General features: G+C 73.1%; 13 protein-coding genes. 6 read left to right on the plus strand and 7 right to left on the minus strand.

The features are described 5' to 3' along the window. Nucleotides 1–2 precede the first annotated feature (2 nt). Complete coding sequence (locus ACFW6A_RS09300) at nt 3–632, minus strand: TetR/AcrR family transcriptional regulator (RefSeq protein WP_351841311.1); 630 nt, start codon at nt 630–632, stop codon at nt 3–5. Between the two features lie 251 nt (nt 633–883). On the opposite strand from ACFW6A_RS09300, the gene ACFW6A_RS09305 reads away from it, so the two are divergent. From ACFW6A_RS09305 to ACFW6A_RS09320, 4 genes are all read left to right on the plus strand, one after another. Further along, nucleotides 884–1,849: a tetratricopeptide repeat protein gene (locus ACFW6A_RS09305; protein WP_351841309.1), complete on the plus strand. Its 966-nt coding sequence runs from the start codon at nt 884–886 to the stop codon at nt 1,847–1,849. Nucleotides 1,850–2,476: 627 nt separating this feature from the next. Continuing rightward, nucleotides 2,477–3,145, plus strand: coding sequence for a DUF6230 family protein (locus tag ACFW6A_RS09310; RefSeq protein ID WP_351841307.1), 669 nt, complete (start codon nt 2,477–2,479; stop codon nt 3,143–3,145). Nucleotides 3,146–3,249: 104 nt separating this feature from the next. After that, a complete protein-coding gene (locus ACFW6A_RS09315) occupies nt 3,250–3,822 on the plus strand; it encodes a DUF6114 domain-containing protein (RefSeq protein WP_351841305.1) in 573 nt (190 codons plus the stop codon). Continuing rightward, nucleotides 3,812–5,176, plus strand: a complete 1,365-nt coding sequence (locus tag ACFW6A_RS09320) for a hypothetical protein (RefSeq protein WP_351841303.1) — start codon at nt 3,812–3,814, stop codon at nt 5,174–5,176. The genes ACFW6A_RS09315 and ACFW6A_RS09320 overlap by 11 nt, the downstream gene beginning before the upstream one ends. 265 nt (nt 5,177–5,441) lie before the next feature. Here the strand turns inward: ACFW6A_RS09320 and pyk are convergent, their stop codons facing one another. From pyk to pta, 3 genes are all read right to left on the minus strand, one after another. Beyond that, entirely contained in the window at nt 5,442–6,872 is a 1,431-nt protein-coding gene (pyk, locus tag ACFW6A_RS09325) for a pyruvate kinase (protein ID WP_351841301.1), read from the minus strand. Nucleotides 6,873–6,946: 74 nt separating this feature from the next. Further along, entirely contained in the window at nt 6,947–8,185 is a 1,239-nt protein-coding gene (locus ACFW6A_RS09330; RefSeq protein WP_351841299.1) for an acetate kinase, read from the minus strand. Further along, nucleotides 8,182–10,275 carry a phosphate acetyltransferase gene (gene pta / locus ACFW6A_RS09335; RefSeq protein ID WP_351841297.1) on the minus strand — a complete coding sequence of 698 codons (2,094 nt, stop codon included), beginning with the start codon at nt 10,273–10,275 and terminating at the stop codon, nt 8,182–8,184. Before pta ends, ACFW6A_RS09330 begins: the two co-directional genes overlap by 4 nt. Before the next feature lie 332 nt (nt 10,276–10,607). On the opposite strand from pta, the gene ACFW6A_RS09340 reads away from it, so the two are divergent. After that, a complete protein-coding gene (locus ACFW6A_RS09340; RefSeq protein ID WP_351841295.1) occupies nt 10,608–11,633 on the plus strand; it encodes a 6-phosphofructokinase in 1,026 nt (341 codons plus the stop codon). A 66-nt stretch (nt 11,634–11,699) separates the two neighbouring features. On the opposite strand, the gene ACFW6A_RS09345 is transcribed toward ACFW6A_RS09340, so the two are convergent. The 3 genes from ACFW6A_RS09345 to ACFW6A_RS09355 form a co-directional block, all read right to left on the minus strand. Next, the gene (locus tag ACFW6A_RS09345; protein WP_351841490.1) at nt 11,700–12,308 is read right to left on the minus strand and encodes a helix-turn-helix transcriptional regulator; all 609 of its coding nucleotides are present in this window, start codon (nt 12,306–12,308) and stop codon (nt 11,700–11,702) included. A gap of 269 nt (nt 12,309–12,577) precedes the next feature. Next, nucleotides 12,578–13,267, minus strand: coding sequence for a response regulator (locus tag ACFW6A_RS09350; protein ID WP_351841293.1), 690 nt, complete (start codon nt 13,265–13,267; stop codon nt 12,578–12,580). Then, nucleotides 13,264–14,916, minus strand: coding sequence for an ATP-binding protein (locus ACFW6A_RS09355; protein ID WP_351841291.1), 1,653 nt, complete (start codon nt 14,914–14,916; stop codon nt 13,264–13,266). Before ACFW6A_RS09355 ends, ACFW6A_RS09350 begins: the two co-directional genes overlap by 4 nt. Before the next feature lie 209 nt (nt 14,917–15,125). On the opposite strand from ACFW6A_RS09355, the gene ACFW6A_RS09360 reads away from it, so the two are divergent. After that, a complete protein-coding gene (locus ACFW6A_RS09360) occupies nt 15,126–16,523 on the plus strand; it encodes a cation:dicarboxylate symporter family transporter (RefSeq protein ID WP_386639620.1) in 1,398 nt (465 codons plus the stop codon). The last annotated feature ends 43 nt before the right edge of the window (nt 16,524–16,566 follow it).

Here is a 16,566-nt window from a genome sequence, read left to right on the forward strand (position 1 = left end):
CGCTAGCCGAGCGCCGCCGCCCCGCCCAGGCCGCCCACCAGGAGGGCCGAGAGGCGGGCCACCCAGACCGCGTCGACCGGCTCGGCGCTCACCAGCGCGCGGTGCACCACGGCGCCGGCGACCACGTCGAAGATGAGGTCGTCGAGGGCGTCCACGGTCACCGGGTCGGGGTCCGCGGACAGTTCGCCGCGCTCCTGCGCCCGGCGGCGGCCGTCGAGCACCAGCCGTTTCTGGCGGTCCACGATCGAGGTGCGGATCCGCTCGCGCAGCGGGACGTCGCGGGTCGACTCGGCGACCACGGCCATCAGGGCCGTCTTGGTCTCGGGGCGCTCCAGGAGGGCCGCGAACTGGAGGACCACGTGCGCGATGTCGGCCTGGAGGGAACCCAGGTCGGGCAGTTCGAGTTCGTCGAAGAGGACGGCGACGGCGTCGACGACGAGTTCGTTCTTGTTCGCCCAGCGGCGGTAGAGGGTCGTCTTGGCCACGCCGGCCCGGGTGGCGACGTCGCCCATCGTGAGCTTGGACCAGCCCAGTTCCACCAGGGCCGCGCGCGTCGCCTCCAGGATGGCCGCGTCGGCCTCGGTGGACCGGGGACGGCCGGTGCGGGTGTTGCGGGGGGTGGTGCTGCACATGGACGACGACCATACCCGCCGGTAGGTACGGCGCCAGGGGCGCGTGATGTGAGGCAGTTCACGGTGCGGGTCTCCCTCAGGCGGGGCCGGTCCCATTACGCTACGACCCGTAGCGAAAGGCTTTGAGCGGCCCGAGCGACAACCACGCAGGACGCCGGGTGGGGACCCGGCGAGCGGAGGGCGCCCTCGGCGGAGGGCGCTGTTCAGCCATGACTTACCGGATCCGCGCGCGGAAGGGGGAGGATGTACTCATGCAGCCCCGAAACATGTCCATGAGCGGCGTCGTCGACCTCGCCGCGGTGAAGGCGGCCGGAGAGGCCAAGGCGAAGGCGGAGCAGGCGCGCGCCGAGGCCGCCCGGCACGGCGGGACCGCGGCGGTGCCGCCGTCCGCCCTGGTGATCGACGTCGACGAGGCGGGCTTCGAGCGCGATGTGCTCCAGCGTTCCGCCGAGGTCCCGGTCGTCCTCGACTTCTGGGCCGAGTGGTGCGAGCCCTGCAAGCAGCTCGGCCCGCTCCTGGAGCGGCTGGCCGTGGAGTACGACGGCCGCTTCCTGCTCGCGAAGATCGACGTCGACGCCAACCAGATGCTGATGCAGCAGTTCGGCATCCAGGGAATTCCGGCCGTCTTCGCGGTCGTCGCCGGCCAGGCCCTGCCCCTCTTCCAGGGCGCGGTGCCGGAGGCGCAGATCCGCGAGACCCTCGACCAGCTGATCCAGGTGGGCGAGGAGCGCTTCGGCCTCACCGGCCTCACCGTGGACCGGGACGCGGACGCCTCCGCGCCCGCCCGCCCGGCCGCCGGCCCCTACGACGCCCTCCTGGAGGCGGCCATGTCCGCGCTCGACGCGGGCGACCTGGCCGGCGCGGTGCAGGCGTACAAGGACGTCCTCGCCGCCGACCCGGCGCACCCCGAGGCCAAGCTGGGCCTCGCCCAGGCCGAGCTGCTCAGCCGGGTGCAGGGCCTGGACCCGCAGACGGTGCGGAAGAACGCGGCGGACGACCCGGCGGACGTCGCCGCGCAGATCGCCGCCGCCGACCTGGACCTGGTGGGCGGTCACGTGCAGGACGCCTTCGGGCGCCTCGTCGAGACCGTGCGCCGGACCTTCGGCGAGGACCGGGACGCGGCGCGGCTGCGGCTCCTGGAGCTGTTCGAGGTGATCGGCCCGGAGGACCCGCGGGTGATCGCGGGCCGTCAGGCGCTGGCGCGGGTCCTGTTCTGAGCCCCGTCTTCCCGGTCCTGGGCTGAGCGCCTGCTCAGGGCGGGGAAAGGCGTCGGATCCCCTGGCGATTTGGCGACACGGTGACAAACGGCGGCCGCGCTTTACCAAATCTTGATAATCGCGGCCGCTGTTACTTGCAGTAAATCGAACCCGTGGGTCTGTCCGGGTTCCTCCTCCCATAAGCGGATTTTCCGCATCAGCGGAGTCCACCCTGCGTACCCGCTCGGCGGCATCGCGCCATGGCGCGGTCACGCATCCGTTACTAGCGAGTAATGAACCTCTTGTGCGGGCGCCGGGAATGGACCACGATCGGCCACGCTCGGTCCGAACCGCACGCCCCGGCAACCACCGGGGAGCGCGGCGAGGGTCCCCACCGGGCGGGCCGGCGCCCCTGGCGGCCGGCCGTCGGACAGGGGGGTTCCCGCTCCCACCGGACGGGACCTGTCCACCGGGCCGCGCGCACGCGCGGCACATGGTTGTCGCTCGGGGGTGATCGCCGGTGAGTCGGACGCGCTTCGCGCCTCCGGACGCTCCGGCGCTCTCCTTCCCGAGGACGTAGCTCTTCTCCCATCCCAGGACGGGCCCCCGGCCCTTCTTGGAGATGTACGTCCGAGAAGGAGGATTCTCATGAAGTCCCAGGTTCGTGGCGGGACCAGATGGAAGCGGTTCGCCGTCGTCATGGTCCCGAGCCTGGCGGCCACGGCCGCGATCGGTGTCGGCCTGGCGCAGGGCGCGCTCGCCGCGTCGTTCGCGATCTCCGGCCAGGAGTTCAAGGTCACGACGGACAAGCTCGAAGGCACCGAGTTCGTCCAGTACGGCAGCATCGCCAAGGGCAAGACCCTTGACGGCAAGCCGCTGAACGCTCCGGTCGCGGTCTCCGGCTTCGACACGGCGAAGATCACCAACATGTGCCAGTCGGTCGTGACCCCGGTTCCGGGTCTCGGTCCGATCACCCTCCGCCTGGAGGCCGGCAAGGCCGCCGCGAAGACCGGCAAGGACGAGGACAAGGTCTACGGCAAGGACCTGTACCTCGACGTCTCGTACCTCGAGGCCGACGCCGACTTCACCAACATCGACATCGGCGTCGCGGCCGGCTCGCTGCCGAAGACCGAGGGCGGCCAGGGCATCCAGCCCGACACCCAGGCCAACCCGAACGGCTTCGGCCAGCGCGCGGACGTCGCCACGCTGAGCAACGTCCGGCAGAAGGCGTGGGCCACCACGGCCGGCACCTTCAAGCTCCCCGACCTCAACCTCTCCCTGCACATGGGGACCGAGAAGGAGTGCTACCAGGGCTGACCTGGTCCTCCGGGGTGCGGGCCGTTCCGGCGGCCCGCACCTCCACCGGGGCCGCCCCGGTCTTTTCACTTTCTCAGCAACACCGCTTCCAGGGAGCTGTTTCCATGAGCGCCGAGACCCCTGCCTCCCCCGAAGTCCGCAAGGAGAACCGGTTCAAGGTCTGGAGGCAGACCCGGCCCTTCTGGGCGGGCCTGTTCACCATCCTCGCCAGCCTGCCGATCGCCTACCTCCCGTACGGGGACGTGCGGCTCGGCAACATCACCCTGGCCATGGCCACGACCGCCGGAGCCGGTGCGCTGATCATCGGCGTCCTGCTCTTCACGCTGGGCCTCACGATGTGGTTCCAGCCCATCGTCCGGGTCTTCGCGGGCGTCGCGACGATCGTGCTCGGCCTGGTCTCCATCCCCGTGTCGAACTTCGGCGGTCTCGTCATCGGGTTCTTGTTCGCCCTCATCGGCGGCGGCATGTCCGCGGCCTGGGCACCCGCCCCGCCGGTCGAGGAGACCGACGACGCGGAGCACGACGGTGCGCCGGAGGCCTCCGAGGGGGCCGGGTACGACTCCGAGGCCGAGACCCGGGCGGTCCTCGCGGCCGGAGTCCCGGAGCCGCGCGAGGCGTACGGACCGGCGACCGACACGACGACCGACGCCAAGGGCGGGAGGAACAGTGCGGGGTGACGAGACCCAGCAGGGCCTCGGCAGGAGCGGGCCGCGCCACGCGGCCCCGCGCAAGACGCTGCTGAACAGGATCCAGGGCCCGGCGGGCAAGGCCATGGCGTTCGCCGCCATGCCGACCGCGGTGCTCATGGGCATGGGCCTCGCGCCCAGCCCCGCGCTGGCCGACGAGAAGGACGTCCCCTTCGCGCCCGGCCCCTGCGTGACCCGCTCCGACGAGCCGGTGGCGGAGGAGACGACGGCCACGCCCACGGCGAAGGCCACCGAGACCGCGAAGCCGGAGCCGACGGCGACGGCCACCAAGCCGGCCGACCCGACCGGCGAGCCGACGGCGACCCCGTCCGCGACCGCCACGCCCACCGCGACGGCGAGCCCGTCCGCGACGGCCACGGCCGCCGCGCAGGGCGGCGCGCAGGCCGTGGCCGACACCGCCGACACGGCGGCGAAGGCCACGCCGGCGCCCACCGCCACGTCCACGCCCACGCCCACGAAGTCGGTCAACCCGCTCGACCCGCTGGGCGTCGGCGACGCCCTCAAGGACTTCTTCGGCGGACTCGCCCCGCAGCAGGAGCCGACGGCGACCCCGTCCGCCACCACGAGCCCGGCGCCGGCCCCGTCGGCGACGACGGCCGCCCCGCAGCAGCGCGCGGCCACGGCGGACGACGCCCCGACCACGCAGGCCCCGGCCACGAAGGCCCCGGCCACCGAGGCTCCGGCCGCGAAGGCCCCCGCCACCGAGGCCGACACGACCAAGGCCGCCATCAAGGAGGCCGCGGAGAAGGCCGGCGTCAAGGCCGAGGAACTGCCCGAGAGCGCCCAGGGTCTGGACGCCAAGCCGGACACCGACATACCCGACGGCGCCAAGCCCCGCTTCCCGTGCCCCGAGCGCGACGACGCGGCCCTCGCCGCCGCCGAGGTGGAGCCCGGCATCCCGCTGCTGCCGGACGCGCCGTGGCGCCTGGAGTCCTCGCTGCTCACGCTCAGCGGCCTGAAGTACCACGGCATCGTCGAGGTGAAGACCTACGGCGGCCAGGTCAAGAAGGTCCTGAAGTTCACCGCGACCTACGTCGGCATCAAGGACCTGCACCAGATCACCGAGCACTCCGAGGGGCGCGAGGGCCACGTCCGCTCCAAGCACGGTTCGACCTCGACCATCACCGGCGGCACGGTGACGATGTACACGGAGGAGCTGAAGGGCAACCTCCTGGGCATCATCCCGATCACCTTCGCCCCCGAGTCGCCGCCCCCGCTGGACATCCCGGCGGTCTTCTTCACCAACGTGAAGCTCAAGCAGGCCGGCCAGTTCGGCGGCAACCTCCACGTGGAGGACCTCCGCAACACCATCGAGCCGATCTGACCGCCGTCCCCCTCGGGGAGCCGCACGGCAGCCGCGGGCCGCGCCCCCTTCCGGGGACGCGGCCCGCACCGCTGTCCGCGGTTCCGGCCGTGCCGGGGCGGACCACCCCGGCGCACGCCGCCGAGCGCGGGTCGGGACCCGGCCGGGCCCGGAACTCCGACGGCGTCGAGGTCGCCACCTGAGACCGGTGCCCCGGTCCCGTACCGCGCTGGTACGGGACCGGGGCACCGCCCCGTCCGGGGGACCGGAAGCCGCCCTCGCGGCGTCAGTCGCGTTCGCCGCCGCCCAGGTGGTGGACGCGGACCATGTTGGTGGTGCCGGGGACGCCGGGGGGCGAGCCGGCGGTGATGACCATGGTGTCGCCCTCGTTGTAGCGCTGGAGCTTGAGCAGCTCGGCGTCGACGAGGTCGACCATGGCGTCGGTGTTGTCGACGAAGGGGACGAGGAAGGACTCGACGCCCCAGCTCAGGGTGAGCTGGTTGCGGGTGTTCGCGTCCGTCGTGAAGGCGAGGATCGGCTGCTGGGTCCGGTAGCGCGAGAGGCGGCGGGCCGTGTCGCCGGACTGGGTGAAGGCGATCAGCGCCTTGCCGCCGAGGAAGTCGGCGATCTCGCAGGCCGCGCGGGCGACGGAGCCGCCCTGGGTGCGCGGCTTCTTGCCCGGGACGAGGGGCTGGAGGCCCTTGGAGAGCAGCTCCTCCTCGGCCGCCACGACGATCTTCGACATCGTCTTGACGGTCTCGATCGGGTAGGCGCCGACCGAGGACTCGGCGGAGAGCATGACCGCGTCCGCGCCGTCCAGGATCGCGTTGGCGACGTCGCTCGCCTCGGCGCGGGTCGGGCGGGAGTTGGTGATCATCGACTCCATCATCTGGGTGGCGACGATGACGGGCTTGGCGTTGCGGCGGCACATCTCGACGAGGCGCTTCTGCACCATCGGGACCCGCTCCAGCGGGTACTCGACGGCGAGGTCGCCGCGGGCGACCATGACGGCGTCGAAGGCGGCGACGACGCCTTCCATGTTCTCGACGGCCTGCGGCTTCTCGACCTTGGCGATGACGGGGACGCGGCGGCCCTCCTCGTCCATCACCTTGTGGACGTCCTTGACGTCGTTGGCGTCGCGGACGAAGGAGAGGGCGACCATGTCGCAGCCCATCCGGAGGGCGAAGCGGAGGTCCTCGACGTCCTTCTCGGAGAGGGCCGGGACGTTCACCGCCGCGCCGGGCAGGTTGATGCCCTTGTGGTCGGAGATGACGCCGCCCTCGATGACGACGGTCTTGACCCGGGGGCCCTCGACCTCGACGACCCGCAGCTCGACGTTGCCGTCGTTGATGAGGACCTGGTCGCCCTTGGAGACGTCGCCCGGGAGGCCCTTGTAGGTGGTGCCGCAGATGGACTTGTCGCCGGGGACGTCCTCGGTGGTGATGGTGAACTCGTCCCCGCGGACCAGCTCGACCGGGCCCTCGGCGAAGGTCTCCAGACGGATCTTGGGGCCCTGGAGGTCGGCCAGCACACCGACGGCGCGGCCGGTGTCGGCGGCGGCCTTGCGGAGACGGTCGTACCGCTCCTGGTGCTCTGCCTGGGTCCCGTGGCTCATGTTGAAACGGGCCACGTTCATACCGGCCTCGATGAGAGCCTTCAGCTGCTCGTACGAGTCGACGGCGGGGCCCAGCGTGCAGACGATTTTGGAACGGCGCATGAGGCGGATCCTATCGGTTTGTTTCACTGCGGAATATTCCGGCTGGCGGAAAGTACAAATGGGCGCGGGCCCGCTCAGGCGTTTGTCGTTCGAGTAACTTTTCCGCCGGTCAGTTCGAAGGTCTGGCGGGCGATCTCCAGCTCCTCGTCGGTGGGCACCACGGCCACCGCGACCCGCGCGTACACGGGCGAGATCACCCGCGGCTCGTCGGACCGCACGGCGTTGAGGTCGGCGTCCACCGCCAGGCCCAGTTCCTCCAGGCCGGCGATCGCCGCCTCCCGCACGGGCGCCGCGTTCTCGCCCACGCCGGCGGTGAAGGCGACCGCGTCCACCCGGCCGAGGACCGCGTAATAGGCGCCGATGTACTTCTTCAGGCGGTGGATGTACACGTCGAAGGCGAGCGCGGCCCGCTCGTCGCCCTCGTCGATCCGGCGCCGGATCTCGCGCATGTCGTTGTCGCCGCAGAGGCCGACCAGCCCCGACCTCTTGTTGAGCAGGACGTCGATCTCGTCGGCGGACATGCCCGCCACCCGCTTGAGGTGGAAGGTGACGGCCGGGTCGACGTCGCCGGAGCGGGTGCCCATGACCAGGCCCTCCAGCGGGGTGAGCCCCATCGAGGTGTCCACGCAGCGGCCGCCGCGGACCGCCGAGGCGGAGGCGCCGTTGCCGAGGTGGAGCACGATCACGTTCACCTCCTCGGGCTCCTTGCCGAGCAGCTTCGCCGTCTCCCGGGAGACGTACGCGTGGGAGGTGCCGTGGAAGCCGTAGCGGCGGATCCGGTGCGCGTCGGCGGTCTCCACGTCGATCGCGTACCGCGCCGCCGCCTCCGGCATCGTGGTGTGGAAGGCGGTGTCGAAGACGGCGACCTGCGGCAGGTCGGGGCGCATCGCCATGGCCGTGCGGATGCCGAGCAGGTTCGCCGGGTTGTGCAGCGGCGCCACCGGCACGAGGCGTTCGATCTCGGCGAGGACCTCCTCGTCGATGACCGTCGGTTCGGTGAAGCGCAGCCCGCCGTGCACCACCCGGTGGCCGATCGCGGCCAGTTCGGGGGAGTCCAGGCCGAGCCCGTCCGCCGCCAGCTCCTCGGCGACCGCCTTGAGGGCCGCCGCGTGGTCGGGGATCGGACCGGTCCGCTCGCGCTTCGCGCCGTCCCCGCCCCGGAGCGGGGTGTGGGCGAGCCGGGAGGTCTCCTCGCCGATCCGCTCGACCAGCCCCTGGGCCAGCCGGCTGCCGTCGCCCATGTCGAGGAGCTGGTACTTCACCGACGAGGAGCCGGAGTTGAGGACGAGGACGCGGGTGGGGGTGCCGGTCATGCGGGGAGCTCCTCGGTCGGGGAGGGGACCTGGGACTGGATGGCCGTGATGGCGACCGTGTTGACGATGTCGCTGACGAGGGCGCCGCGCGAGAGGTCGTTGACCGGCTTGCGCAGGCCCTGGAGGACAGGCCCGACGGCGACGGCGCCGGCCGAGCGCTGGACCGCCTTGTAGGTGTTGTTGCCGGTGTTGAGGTCCGGGAAGATCAGCACGGTCGCCTGCCCGGCCACCTCCGAGTCCGGCAGCTTGGTGGCGGCCACGGAGGGCTCCACGGCCGCGTCGTACTGGATGGGGCCCTCGATCCGCAGCGCCGGGTGGGCCTCGCGGACCAGCTTGGTCGCCTCGCGCACCTTGTCGACGTCGGCGCCGGATCCCGAGGTGCCCGTCGAGTACGAGAGCATCGCGATCCGCGGGTCGACGCCGAAGCGGGCCGCGGTGGCGGCCGACTGCACGGCGATGTCCGCGAGCTGCTCGGCGTTCGGGTCCGGGTTGACCGCGCAGTCGCCGTAGACGAGGACCTTGTCGGCGAGGCACATGAAGAAGACCGAGGAGACGATCGAGGCGTCCGGCTTGGTCTTGATGATCTCGAAGGCGGGGCGGATGGTCGCCGCGGTGGAGTGGACCGCGCCGGAGACCATGCCGTCGGCCAGCCCCTCCTGGACCATCAGGGTGCCGAAGTAGTTCACGTCCGAGACGACGTCGTACGCGAGCTCCACGGTGACGCCCTTGTGGGCGCGCAGCGCCGCGTACCGCTCGGCGAAGGAGTCGCGCAGCTCGGAGGTCTGCGGGTCGATCAGCTGGGTGTCGCGCAGGTCGACGCTGAGGTCGGCGGCCTTCTTGCGGATGGTCTCCACGTCGCCGAGGAGGGTCAGGTCGCAGACGTCGCGGCGCAGCAGCACGTCGGCGGCGCGCAGCACCCGCTCCTCGGTGCCCTCGGGGAGCACCACCCGGCGCCGGTCGGCCCGGGCCTGCTCCAGGAGCTCGTGCTCGAACATCATCGGGGTGACCCGGCCGCTGGGCGCCACCGAGATCCGCCCCAGCAGGTCGGCGGTGTCCACGTGCCGCTCGAAGAGGCCGAGGGCGGTCTCCGCCTTGCGGGGGGTGGCCGCGTTGAGCTTGCCCTCCAGGGCGAAGAGCTCGGCGGCGGTGGGGAAGCTGTTGCCGGCGACGGAGATCACCGGGGTGCCGGGCGCGAGCCGGGCGGCCAGGGTGAGGACCGCGTCGGTGGGCCGCTCGTCCAGGGTGAGCAGGACGCCCGCGATCGGGGGCGTACCGGCCGAGTGGGCGGCGAGCGCGCCGACGACCAGGTCGGCCCGGTCGCCGGGGGTGACCACCAGACAGCCGGGGGTCAGGGCGGCGAGGAAGTTCGGCAGCATCGCGCCGCCGAAGACGAAGTCCAGGGCGTCGCGGGCGAGGCCGGCGTCGTCGCCGAGCACGACGGTGGCGCCGAGCGCGTGGGTGATCTGGGCGACCGTCGGCGCGGCGAGCGCCGGCTCGTCGGGGAGGACGTAGCAGGGGACGGGGAGCCGGGCGGTCAGCCGCTCGGCGATGGCCTCGCGGTCCCCGGCCGCCACCCGGTTGACGACCATCGCGAGGACGTCGCAGCCGAGGCCGTCGTAGGCCCGGAAGGCGTTGCGCGCCTCGGCCCGCACGGACTCGGCGGTCTGGCCCTTGCCGCCGACGACCGGGATGACGGAGGCGCCGAACTCGTTGGCCAGGCGGGCGTTGAGCGCCAGCTCGTCGGGGACCTGGGTGCCGGCGAAGTCGGTGCCGAGGACGAGGACGACGTCGTAGTCGCGGGCGACCGCGTGGAAGCGGTCGACCAGCCGGGAGAGGAGTTCGTCGGTGCCCTGCTCGGCCTGGAGCGCGGAGGCCTCGTGGTAGTCCATGCCGTAGACCGTCGACGGGTCCTGCGTGAGCCGGTAGCGGGTGCGCAGCAGGTCGAAGAGGCGGTCGGGGCCGTCGTGCACCAGTGGCCGGAACACCCCCACCCGGTCCACCTGCCGGGTGAGGAGCTCCATGACTCCCAGCTCGACGACCTGGCGGCCGTCCCCGCGGTCGATCCCGGTCACGTACACACTGCGCGTCACGCCACGGTCTCCTGTCCAGTCCTGCGGAAGGGGCCCGTCCCGTGGAAGGGCCGTCCTGCGCGAGGGCCCGGCCCGTCGTCGGGCCCGGCCCTCGTCCTGCGTCAACCCCCGGCGCGGAAAAGACGCCGACGGGGTGGCATTACCCCCTTGACAATACCCCTGCACCTGGGTACGCCGCCCGCCGTACGAAGGCCCCTGCCCGGGGGACGAAAGACCCCCGGACGGACCCGTTCCCGGCACGCGCGGAGCGGCGGCGAGGGGCCCGGACGCATCGGGCGTGTGAGAATCGAAACGGCTCACACGGACCGCGACCGAGCAGGAGACACAGCACGATGCGCATCGGAGTTCTCACCGCAGGCGGCGACTGCCCCGGCCTGAACGCAGTGATCCGGTCGGTCGTGCACCGGGCCGTGACCCACTACGGGGACGAGGTCATCGGCTTCGAGGACGGCTACGCCGGGCTCCTCGACGGCCGCTACCGCCCCCTCGACCTCAACGCCGTCAGCGGCATCCTCGCCCGCGGCGGCACCATCCTCGGCTCCTCCCGCCTGGAGCGCGACCGCTTCGCCGCCGCCTGCGACAACGCCAAGGAGCTCGTCGAGAAGAGCGGTTTCGACGCGCTCGTCCCGATCGGCGGCGAGGGCACGCTGACCGCCGCCCGGATGCTGTCCGACGCGGGCGTGCCCGTGGTCGGCGTCCCCAAGACGATCGACAACGACATCTCGTCCACCGACCGCACCTTCGGCTTCGACACCGCCGTCGGCGTCGCCACCGAGGCGATGGACCGGCTGAAGACCACCGCCGAGTCGCACCAGCGGGTCATGGTCGTCGAGGTGATGGGCCGTCACGCCGGCTGGATCGCGCTGGAGTCCGGCATGGCCGGCGGCGCCCACGGCATCTGCCTGCCCGAACGCCCCTTCGACCCGGCCGACCTGGTCAAGATGGTCGAGGAGCGCTTCGCCCGCGGCAAGAAGTTCGCCGTCATCTGCGTCGCCGAGGGCGCCCACCCCGCCGAGGGCACGATGGACTACGGCAAGGGCGCGATCGACCAGTTCGGCCACGAGCGCTTCCAGGGCATCGGCACCGCCCTCGCCTACGAGCTGGAGCGCCGCCTCGGCAAGGAGGCCCGCCCGGTCATCCTCGGCCACGTGCAGCGCGGCGGCACCCCGACCGCGTACGACCGCGTCCTCGCCACCCGCTTCGGCTGGCACGCGGTCGAGGCCGTGCACCAGGGCCGGTTCGGCAACATGACGGCGCTGCGCGGCACCGACGTGAAGATGGTCCCGCTCGCCGAGGCCGTCACCCAGCTCAAGACGGTCCCGGCGGACCGCTTCCGGGAGGCGGAGTCGGTCTTCTGACCGCTCCCGGAACACCAGGACGGAGGTCCCGCGCGGCGGGACCTCCGTCGTCTCCTTCCGCGGGACCTACAGCCCGACCGCGGCCCAGAAGTGGTCGTTGACCGACTCCAGGTACGCCCGGCCCTCGTCGCCCGTCGCCCCCGAGGCGCCCCAGCTGGAGGTCGCCGCCATGTGGGCGTGGTACTCCGCGTGCAGCCGCGCCAGCGCCGGCTCCACCACCCGCCGGGGCAGCGGCAGCATCCGCACCGCCGGCTTCACGTAGGCCTGCCAGCGAGTCGTCGCCGCGTCCCGCAGCAGCTCCGCGAGCCGCTCGTCGCCGCCGGTCGCGGTGATGAGGGCCCGCGGGCCGAGCCCCAGGACCTCGGCGAGGGCGGCCGTCTGGCGCTCGGTGCCCTTCCAGGTGCCCTCGTCCTCCATCCGGGCGTACACGTGCGCCGCGACGCCGACCCGCCGGGCCAGCTCCTCCACGGACAGGCCCCGGGCGACCCGGTGCTCCCGCAGCGTGGAGGCGACGGCGATCAGATCGGCCGGCGAGCACCACAGGACGCCCGCGAGCGCGGTCAGCTCCTGCTCGCTCGGCAGCAGGGTGCCGCGCTCCCAGGCGGCGACGGTGTCGGGGGCGATCGGAAGGCCGTACTGGGCCCGGAGGCCGTACGCGACGTGACCCGGCGCCATGCCGAGCCCCTGGCGCAGACGGCGCGCGGCCGGGGCGTCGAAGGGAGGAGAGGGTTGGTGCACCCCGCCACGGTAGGTGCGCGTGGCCGGTTTTCGCTACGGTGCGTTCATCCGAGGCCACGGCCTGTAGGAAGGTGGGAACCGGTCGGTAATCGGTGCGTGACGTCCGGTCAACGCGCGGGGCCCCGGGCTGCGATTCCCGGAGGGGTACGGGCTCCGGGCCGCCGTTCCCGGAGGGGTACGGGCTCCGCTCCGGCGGCGGGCCCGGGTCAGCGTGCGGCCCCGCGCCAGCGGTACTGGAGTTCCGGGCGGCCGATCTGGCCGTACTGCGGGGCCCGGACCGCACGGCCCTCCGTGACCAGGTGCTCCAGGTAGCGGCGGGCGGTGATCCGCGAGATGCCCACCGCCGCGCCCGCCTCCGCGGCGGTCAGCCCCGCCGGCGCCTCGCGCAGGGTGCGGGTGACCGCCTCCAGCGTCGGGCCGCTCAGCCCCTTCGGCAGGGCGGCCGGGTGCGGGGCGCGCAGCGCGGCGAGCGCCCGGTCCACCTCGTCCTGCCCGGAGGCCTCCCCGGCCGCGCCCCGGAACTCCGCGTACCGCACCAGCCGGTCCCGCAGCGTGGCGAAGGCGAAGGGCTTGAGGACGTACTGCACGACCCCGAGCGACACCCCCTCGCGCACCACCGCCAGGTCGCGCGCCGAGGTCACCGCGATGACGTCCGCCCCGTGCCCGGCGGCCCGCAGCGCCCGCAGCAGCGCGAGCCCGTGTCCGTCCGGCAGGTAGAGGTCGAGCAGGATCAGGTCGACGGGGAGCCGGTCGAGCAGGCGCACCGCCGCCGCCCGCGAGTGCGCGACCCCGACCACCCGGAAGCCCTCCACCCGCCCCGCGTACAGCGCGTGCGCGTCGGCGGCGACCGGATCGTCCTCGACCACCAGCACCCGGATCTCCTGCGCCCCGCTCACCGGGCGCCCCCCTCCCGCTCCCCGTCCCGCACACCGGTCCCGCCGCCCCGGCGCGGCAGCGGCACCCGGACCGTGAAGCGGGCACCGCCCTCCGGGCTCTCGGACAGGGCGAGGGTGCCGGCGGCGCGGGTGACGGCCTGGTGCACCAGGGCCAGGCCCAGACCGCGGCCCGGGCCCCGGGTGGACCAGCCGCGGCCGAGGACCGCCTCCCGGTCGGCGGAGCGGACGCCGGGGCCGCTGTCGTCCACCCGGAGCAGCAGCTCGCCGTCGCCCGCACGGGCCGTGACCGTGACGGTCACCCGCGCCCGCGGGGTGCCGCCGGCCGCCTCCACCGCGTTGTCGACGAGGTTGCCCAGCACCGTGACGAGGTCCCTCGGCTCCAGGGCCGGCGGGAGCAGCCCGTCGTCGATCCGGCTGTCCTCGGTCAGGGTCAGCTCCACGCCCCGCTCGTTGGCCTGCGCCGCCTTCCCGAGCAGCAGCGCCGCGAGGACCGGCTCGCCGACCGCGTCCACCACCCGGTCGGTGAGCGCCTGCGCCAGCTCCAGCTCGGCCGTGGCGAACTCCACCGCCTCGGCCACCCGCCCGAGTTCGATGAGCGACACCACCGTGTGCAGCCGGTTGGCCGCCTCGTGCGCCTGCGAGCGCAGCGCCTCCGTGAAGCCGCGCTGCGAGTCCAACTCGCCGGAGAGGGACTGGAGTTCGGTGCGGTCCCGGAGCGTCACCACGGTGCCGCGCCGCTCCCCGCCCACCACCGGGCGGGTGTTGACGACCAGGACCCGGTCGTCGGTCAGGTGCGTCTCGTCCACCCGGGGCTCCGAGGAGAGCAGCGCCCCGGTCAGCGGCGCCGGCAGGCCGAGGTCGGCGGCCGACCGGCCGATCACCCCCTCGTCCAGGCCGAGCAGTTCGCGCGCCCCGTCGTTGATGAGCGCGATCCTGCGCCGCCCGTCGAGCATCACCAGCCCCTCCCGCACGGCGTGCAGCGCCGCCTCGTGGTAGTCGTGCATCCGGCTCAGCTCGCCGGCGTTCATGCCGTGGGTGTGCCGCCGCAGCCGGGCGTTGATCACGTACGTGCCGGCGCCGCCGAGCGCCAGCGCCGCGCCCGCCATCCCGAGCAGCGCGGTCACCTGCTCCCGCACCTGCGCGCTGATACGCTCGATGGTGATCCCGGCGGAGACCAGCGCGACCACCCGGCCGCCGTCGAGGACCGGGGTGATCGTCCGCACCGACGGGCCGAGGGTCCCGAGGTGGGTCTCGGAGAAGGTCTCGCCGCGCAGCGCCGGCTCGATGTGGCCGAGGTAGTGGGCGCCGATCCGGTCGGGCTCCGGGTGGGTCCACCGCGTGCCGTCCGGCGCCATGATCACCACGAAGGCCACGTCGGCCCGCCGGCGCAGCTCCTCCGCGTACGGCTGGAGCGCGGCGGACGGCGCGGCCGAGCGGGCGGCGGCCACCACGGACGGCGAGCCGGCGACGGCCGTCGCGGTCGCCGTGGACTGCCGGCGGGCGGTCTCCTCGGCCTGCGCGCGGTCCGTGACGTACGCGAAGACCGCGCAGCCCGCCACGACCGCGGCCATCAGCACGACCTGCATCGCGAAGAGCTGTCCGGCCAGGCTGCGGGGCCGGGGGAGGGGGCGGAGGAGCGGGATGCGCATGCGAGCAAGTGTGCACGCCGGGATTTGCTCCGGCGCGTTGCGTTCCCGAATCGTTCCCTCCCCGCGGAACGCGGCCACGGACCGCCGGCGGACCCGTGACGTTTCGGCCGTGAACGAAACGCACGCAACGGTGACCGCGGTCACGTGCTGATGGATAGTCGCGGAGTCCACCGGGACGTGGACACCCCCATCAGCGCGAGGAGGACCCCGTGGCCGCACGCCGGGACCGCACCCACTACCTGTATCTGGCCGTGATCGGCGCCGTCCTGCTCGGCATCGGCGTCGGCTTCCTCGCCCCCGGCGTGGCCGTCGAGCTGAAGCCGCTGGGCACGGGCTTCGTCAACCTCATCAAGATGATGATCTCGCCGATCATCTTCTGCACGATCGTCCTGGGCGTCGGCTCGGTCCGCAAGGCCGCCAAGGTCGGCGCCGTCGGCGGCCTGGCGCTCGGCTACTTCCTGGTGATGTCGACCGTCGCACTCGCGATCGGCCTCGTCGTCGGCAACCTCCTGGAGCCCGGTTCCGGCCTCCACCTCACCAAGGAGCTGGCCGAGGCCGGCGCCCAGCAGGCGAAGGGCGCGAGCGAGGGCACCGCCGACTTCCTGCTCGGGATCATCCCGACCACCCTCGTCTCCGCCTTCACGGAGGGCGAGGTCCTCCAGACCCTGCTCGTCGCCCTCCTGGCGGGCTTCGCGCTCCAGGCCATGGGGTCGGCGGGCGAGCCGGTCCTGCGCGGCATCGGGCACATCCAGCGGCTGGTCTTCCGGATCCTCTCCATGATCATGTGGGCGGCCCCGGTCGGCGCCTTCGGCGCGATCGCCGCCGTGGTCGGCGCGACGGGCCTCGACGCCCTGAAGTCGCTCGCCGTCATCATGATCGGCTTCTACCTGACCTGCGCGCTCTTCGTCTTCGTCGTCCTCGGCACGCTGCTGCGGCTGGTCGCCGGCGTCGGCATCTGGTCCCTGCTGAAGTACCTGGGCCGCGAGTTCCTGCTGATCCTCTCGACCTCCTCCTCCGAGTCGGCGCTGCCCCGCCTCATCGCGAAGATGGAGCACCTGGGCGTCTCCAAGCCGGTCGTCGGCATCACCGTCCCCACCGGCTACTCCTTCAACCTCGACGGCACCGCCATCTACCTCACGATGGCCTCGCTCTTCGTCGCCGAGGCGATGGGCGACCCGCTCTCGGTCGGCGAGCAGATCTCCCTCCTCGTCTTCATGGTCATCGCCTCGAAGGGCGCCGCCGGCGTCACCGGCGCCGGCCTCGCCACCCTCGCCGGCGGCCTCCAGTCGCACCGCCCCGACCTGGTCGACGGCGTCGGCCTGATCGTCGGCATCGACCGCTTCATGAGCGAGGCCCGCGCCCTCACCAACTTCGCGGGCAACGCCGTCGCCACCGTCCTCGTCGGCACCTGGACGAAGGAGATCGACCGGACACGGGTGACCGAGGTCCTGGCGGGGAAGTTCCCCTTCGACGAGAAGACACTCCTCGACGAGCACGCCGACCACGCCGAGCACGCCGACCACGCCGGCCCCTCTCCGGCCGCCGGCCCCGGAGACGTACCGGACCAGCGCGACCAGGGCGAGGAGCGCGCCCGCGCCGGCGTCTGACCCCCACGAACCTCCTCCCGGGACCCGGGCCTTGAGCCGGATC

Origin of the sequence: Streptomyces sp. NPDC058758 (assembly GCF_042746075.1) — a bacterium.
In the GTDB taxonomy this organism is placed as follows: domain Bacteria; phylum Actinomycetota; class Actinomycetes; order Streptomycetales; family Streptomycetaceae; genus Streptomyces.

What these genes read in the sequence shown, in the direction of transcription:
- ACFW6A_RS09330 (WP_351841299.1), bottom strand. Translation starts at nt 8,185, where the DNA reads ATGACCGGCACCCCCACCCGCGTCCTCGTCCTCAACTCCGGCTCCTCG.
- ACFW6A_RS09345 (WP_351841490.1), bottom strand. Translation starts at nt 12,308, where the DNA reads ATGGCGCCGGGTCACGTCGCGTACGGCCTCCGGGCCCAGTACGGCCTT.
- ACFW6A_RS09300 (WP_351841311.1), bottom strand. Translation starts at nt 632, where the DNA reads ATGTGCAGCACCACCCCCCGCAACACCCGCACCGGCCGTCCCCGGTCC.
- ACFW6A_RS09340 (WP_351841295.1), top strand. Translation starts at nt 10,608, where the DNA reads ATGCGCATCGGAGTTCTCACCGCAGGCGGCGACTGCCCCGGCCTGAAC.
- ACFW6A_RS09305 (WP_351841309.1), top strand. Translation starts at nt 884, where the DNA reads ATGCAGCCCCGAAACATGTCCATGAGCGGCGTCGTCGACCTCGCCGCG.
- ACFW6A_RS09310 (WP_351841307.1), top strand. Translation starts at nt 2,477, where the DNA reads ATGAAGTCCCAGGTTCGTGGCGGGACCAGATGGAAGCGGTTCGCCGTC.
- ACFW6A_RS09315 (WP_351841305.1), top strand. Translation starts at nt 3,250, where the DNA reads ATGAGCGCCGAGACCCCTGCCTCCCCCGAAGTCCGCAAGGAGAACCGG.
- ACFW6A_RS09355 (WP_351841291.1), bottom strand. Translation starts at nt 14,916, where the DNA reads ATGCGCATCCCGCTCCTCCGCCCCCTCCCCCGGCCCCGCAGCCTGGCC.
- pyk (WP_351841301.1), bottom strand. Translation starts at nt 6,872, where the DNA reads ATGCGCCGTTCCAAAATCGTCTGCACGCTGGGCCCCGCCGTCGACTCG.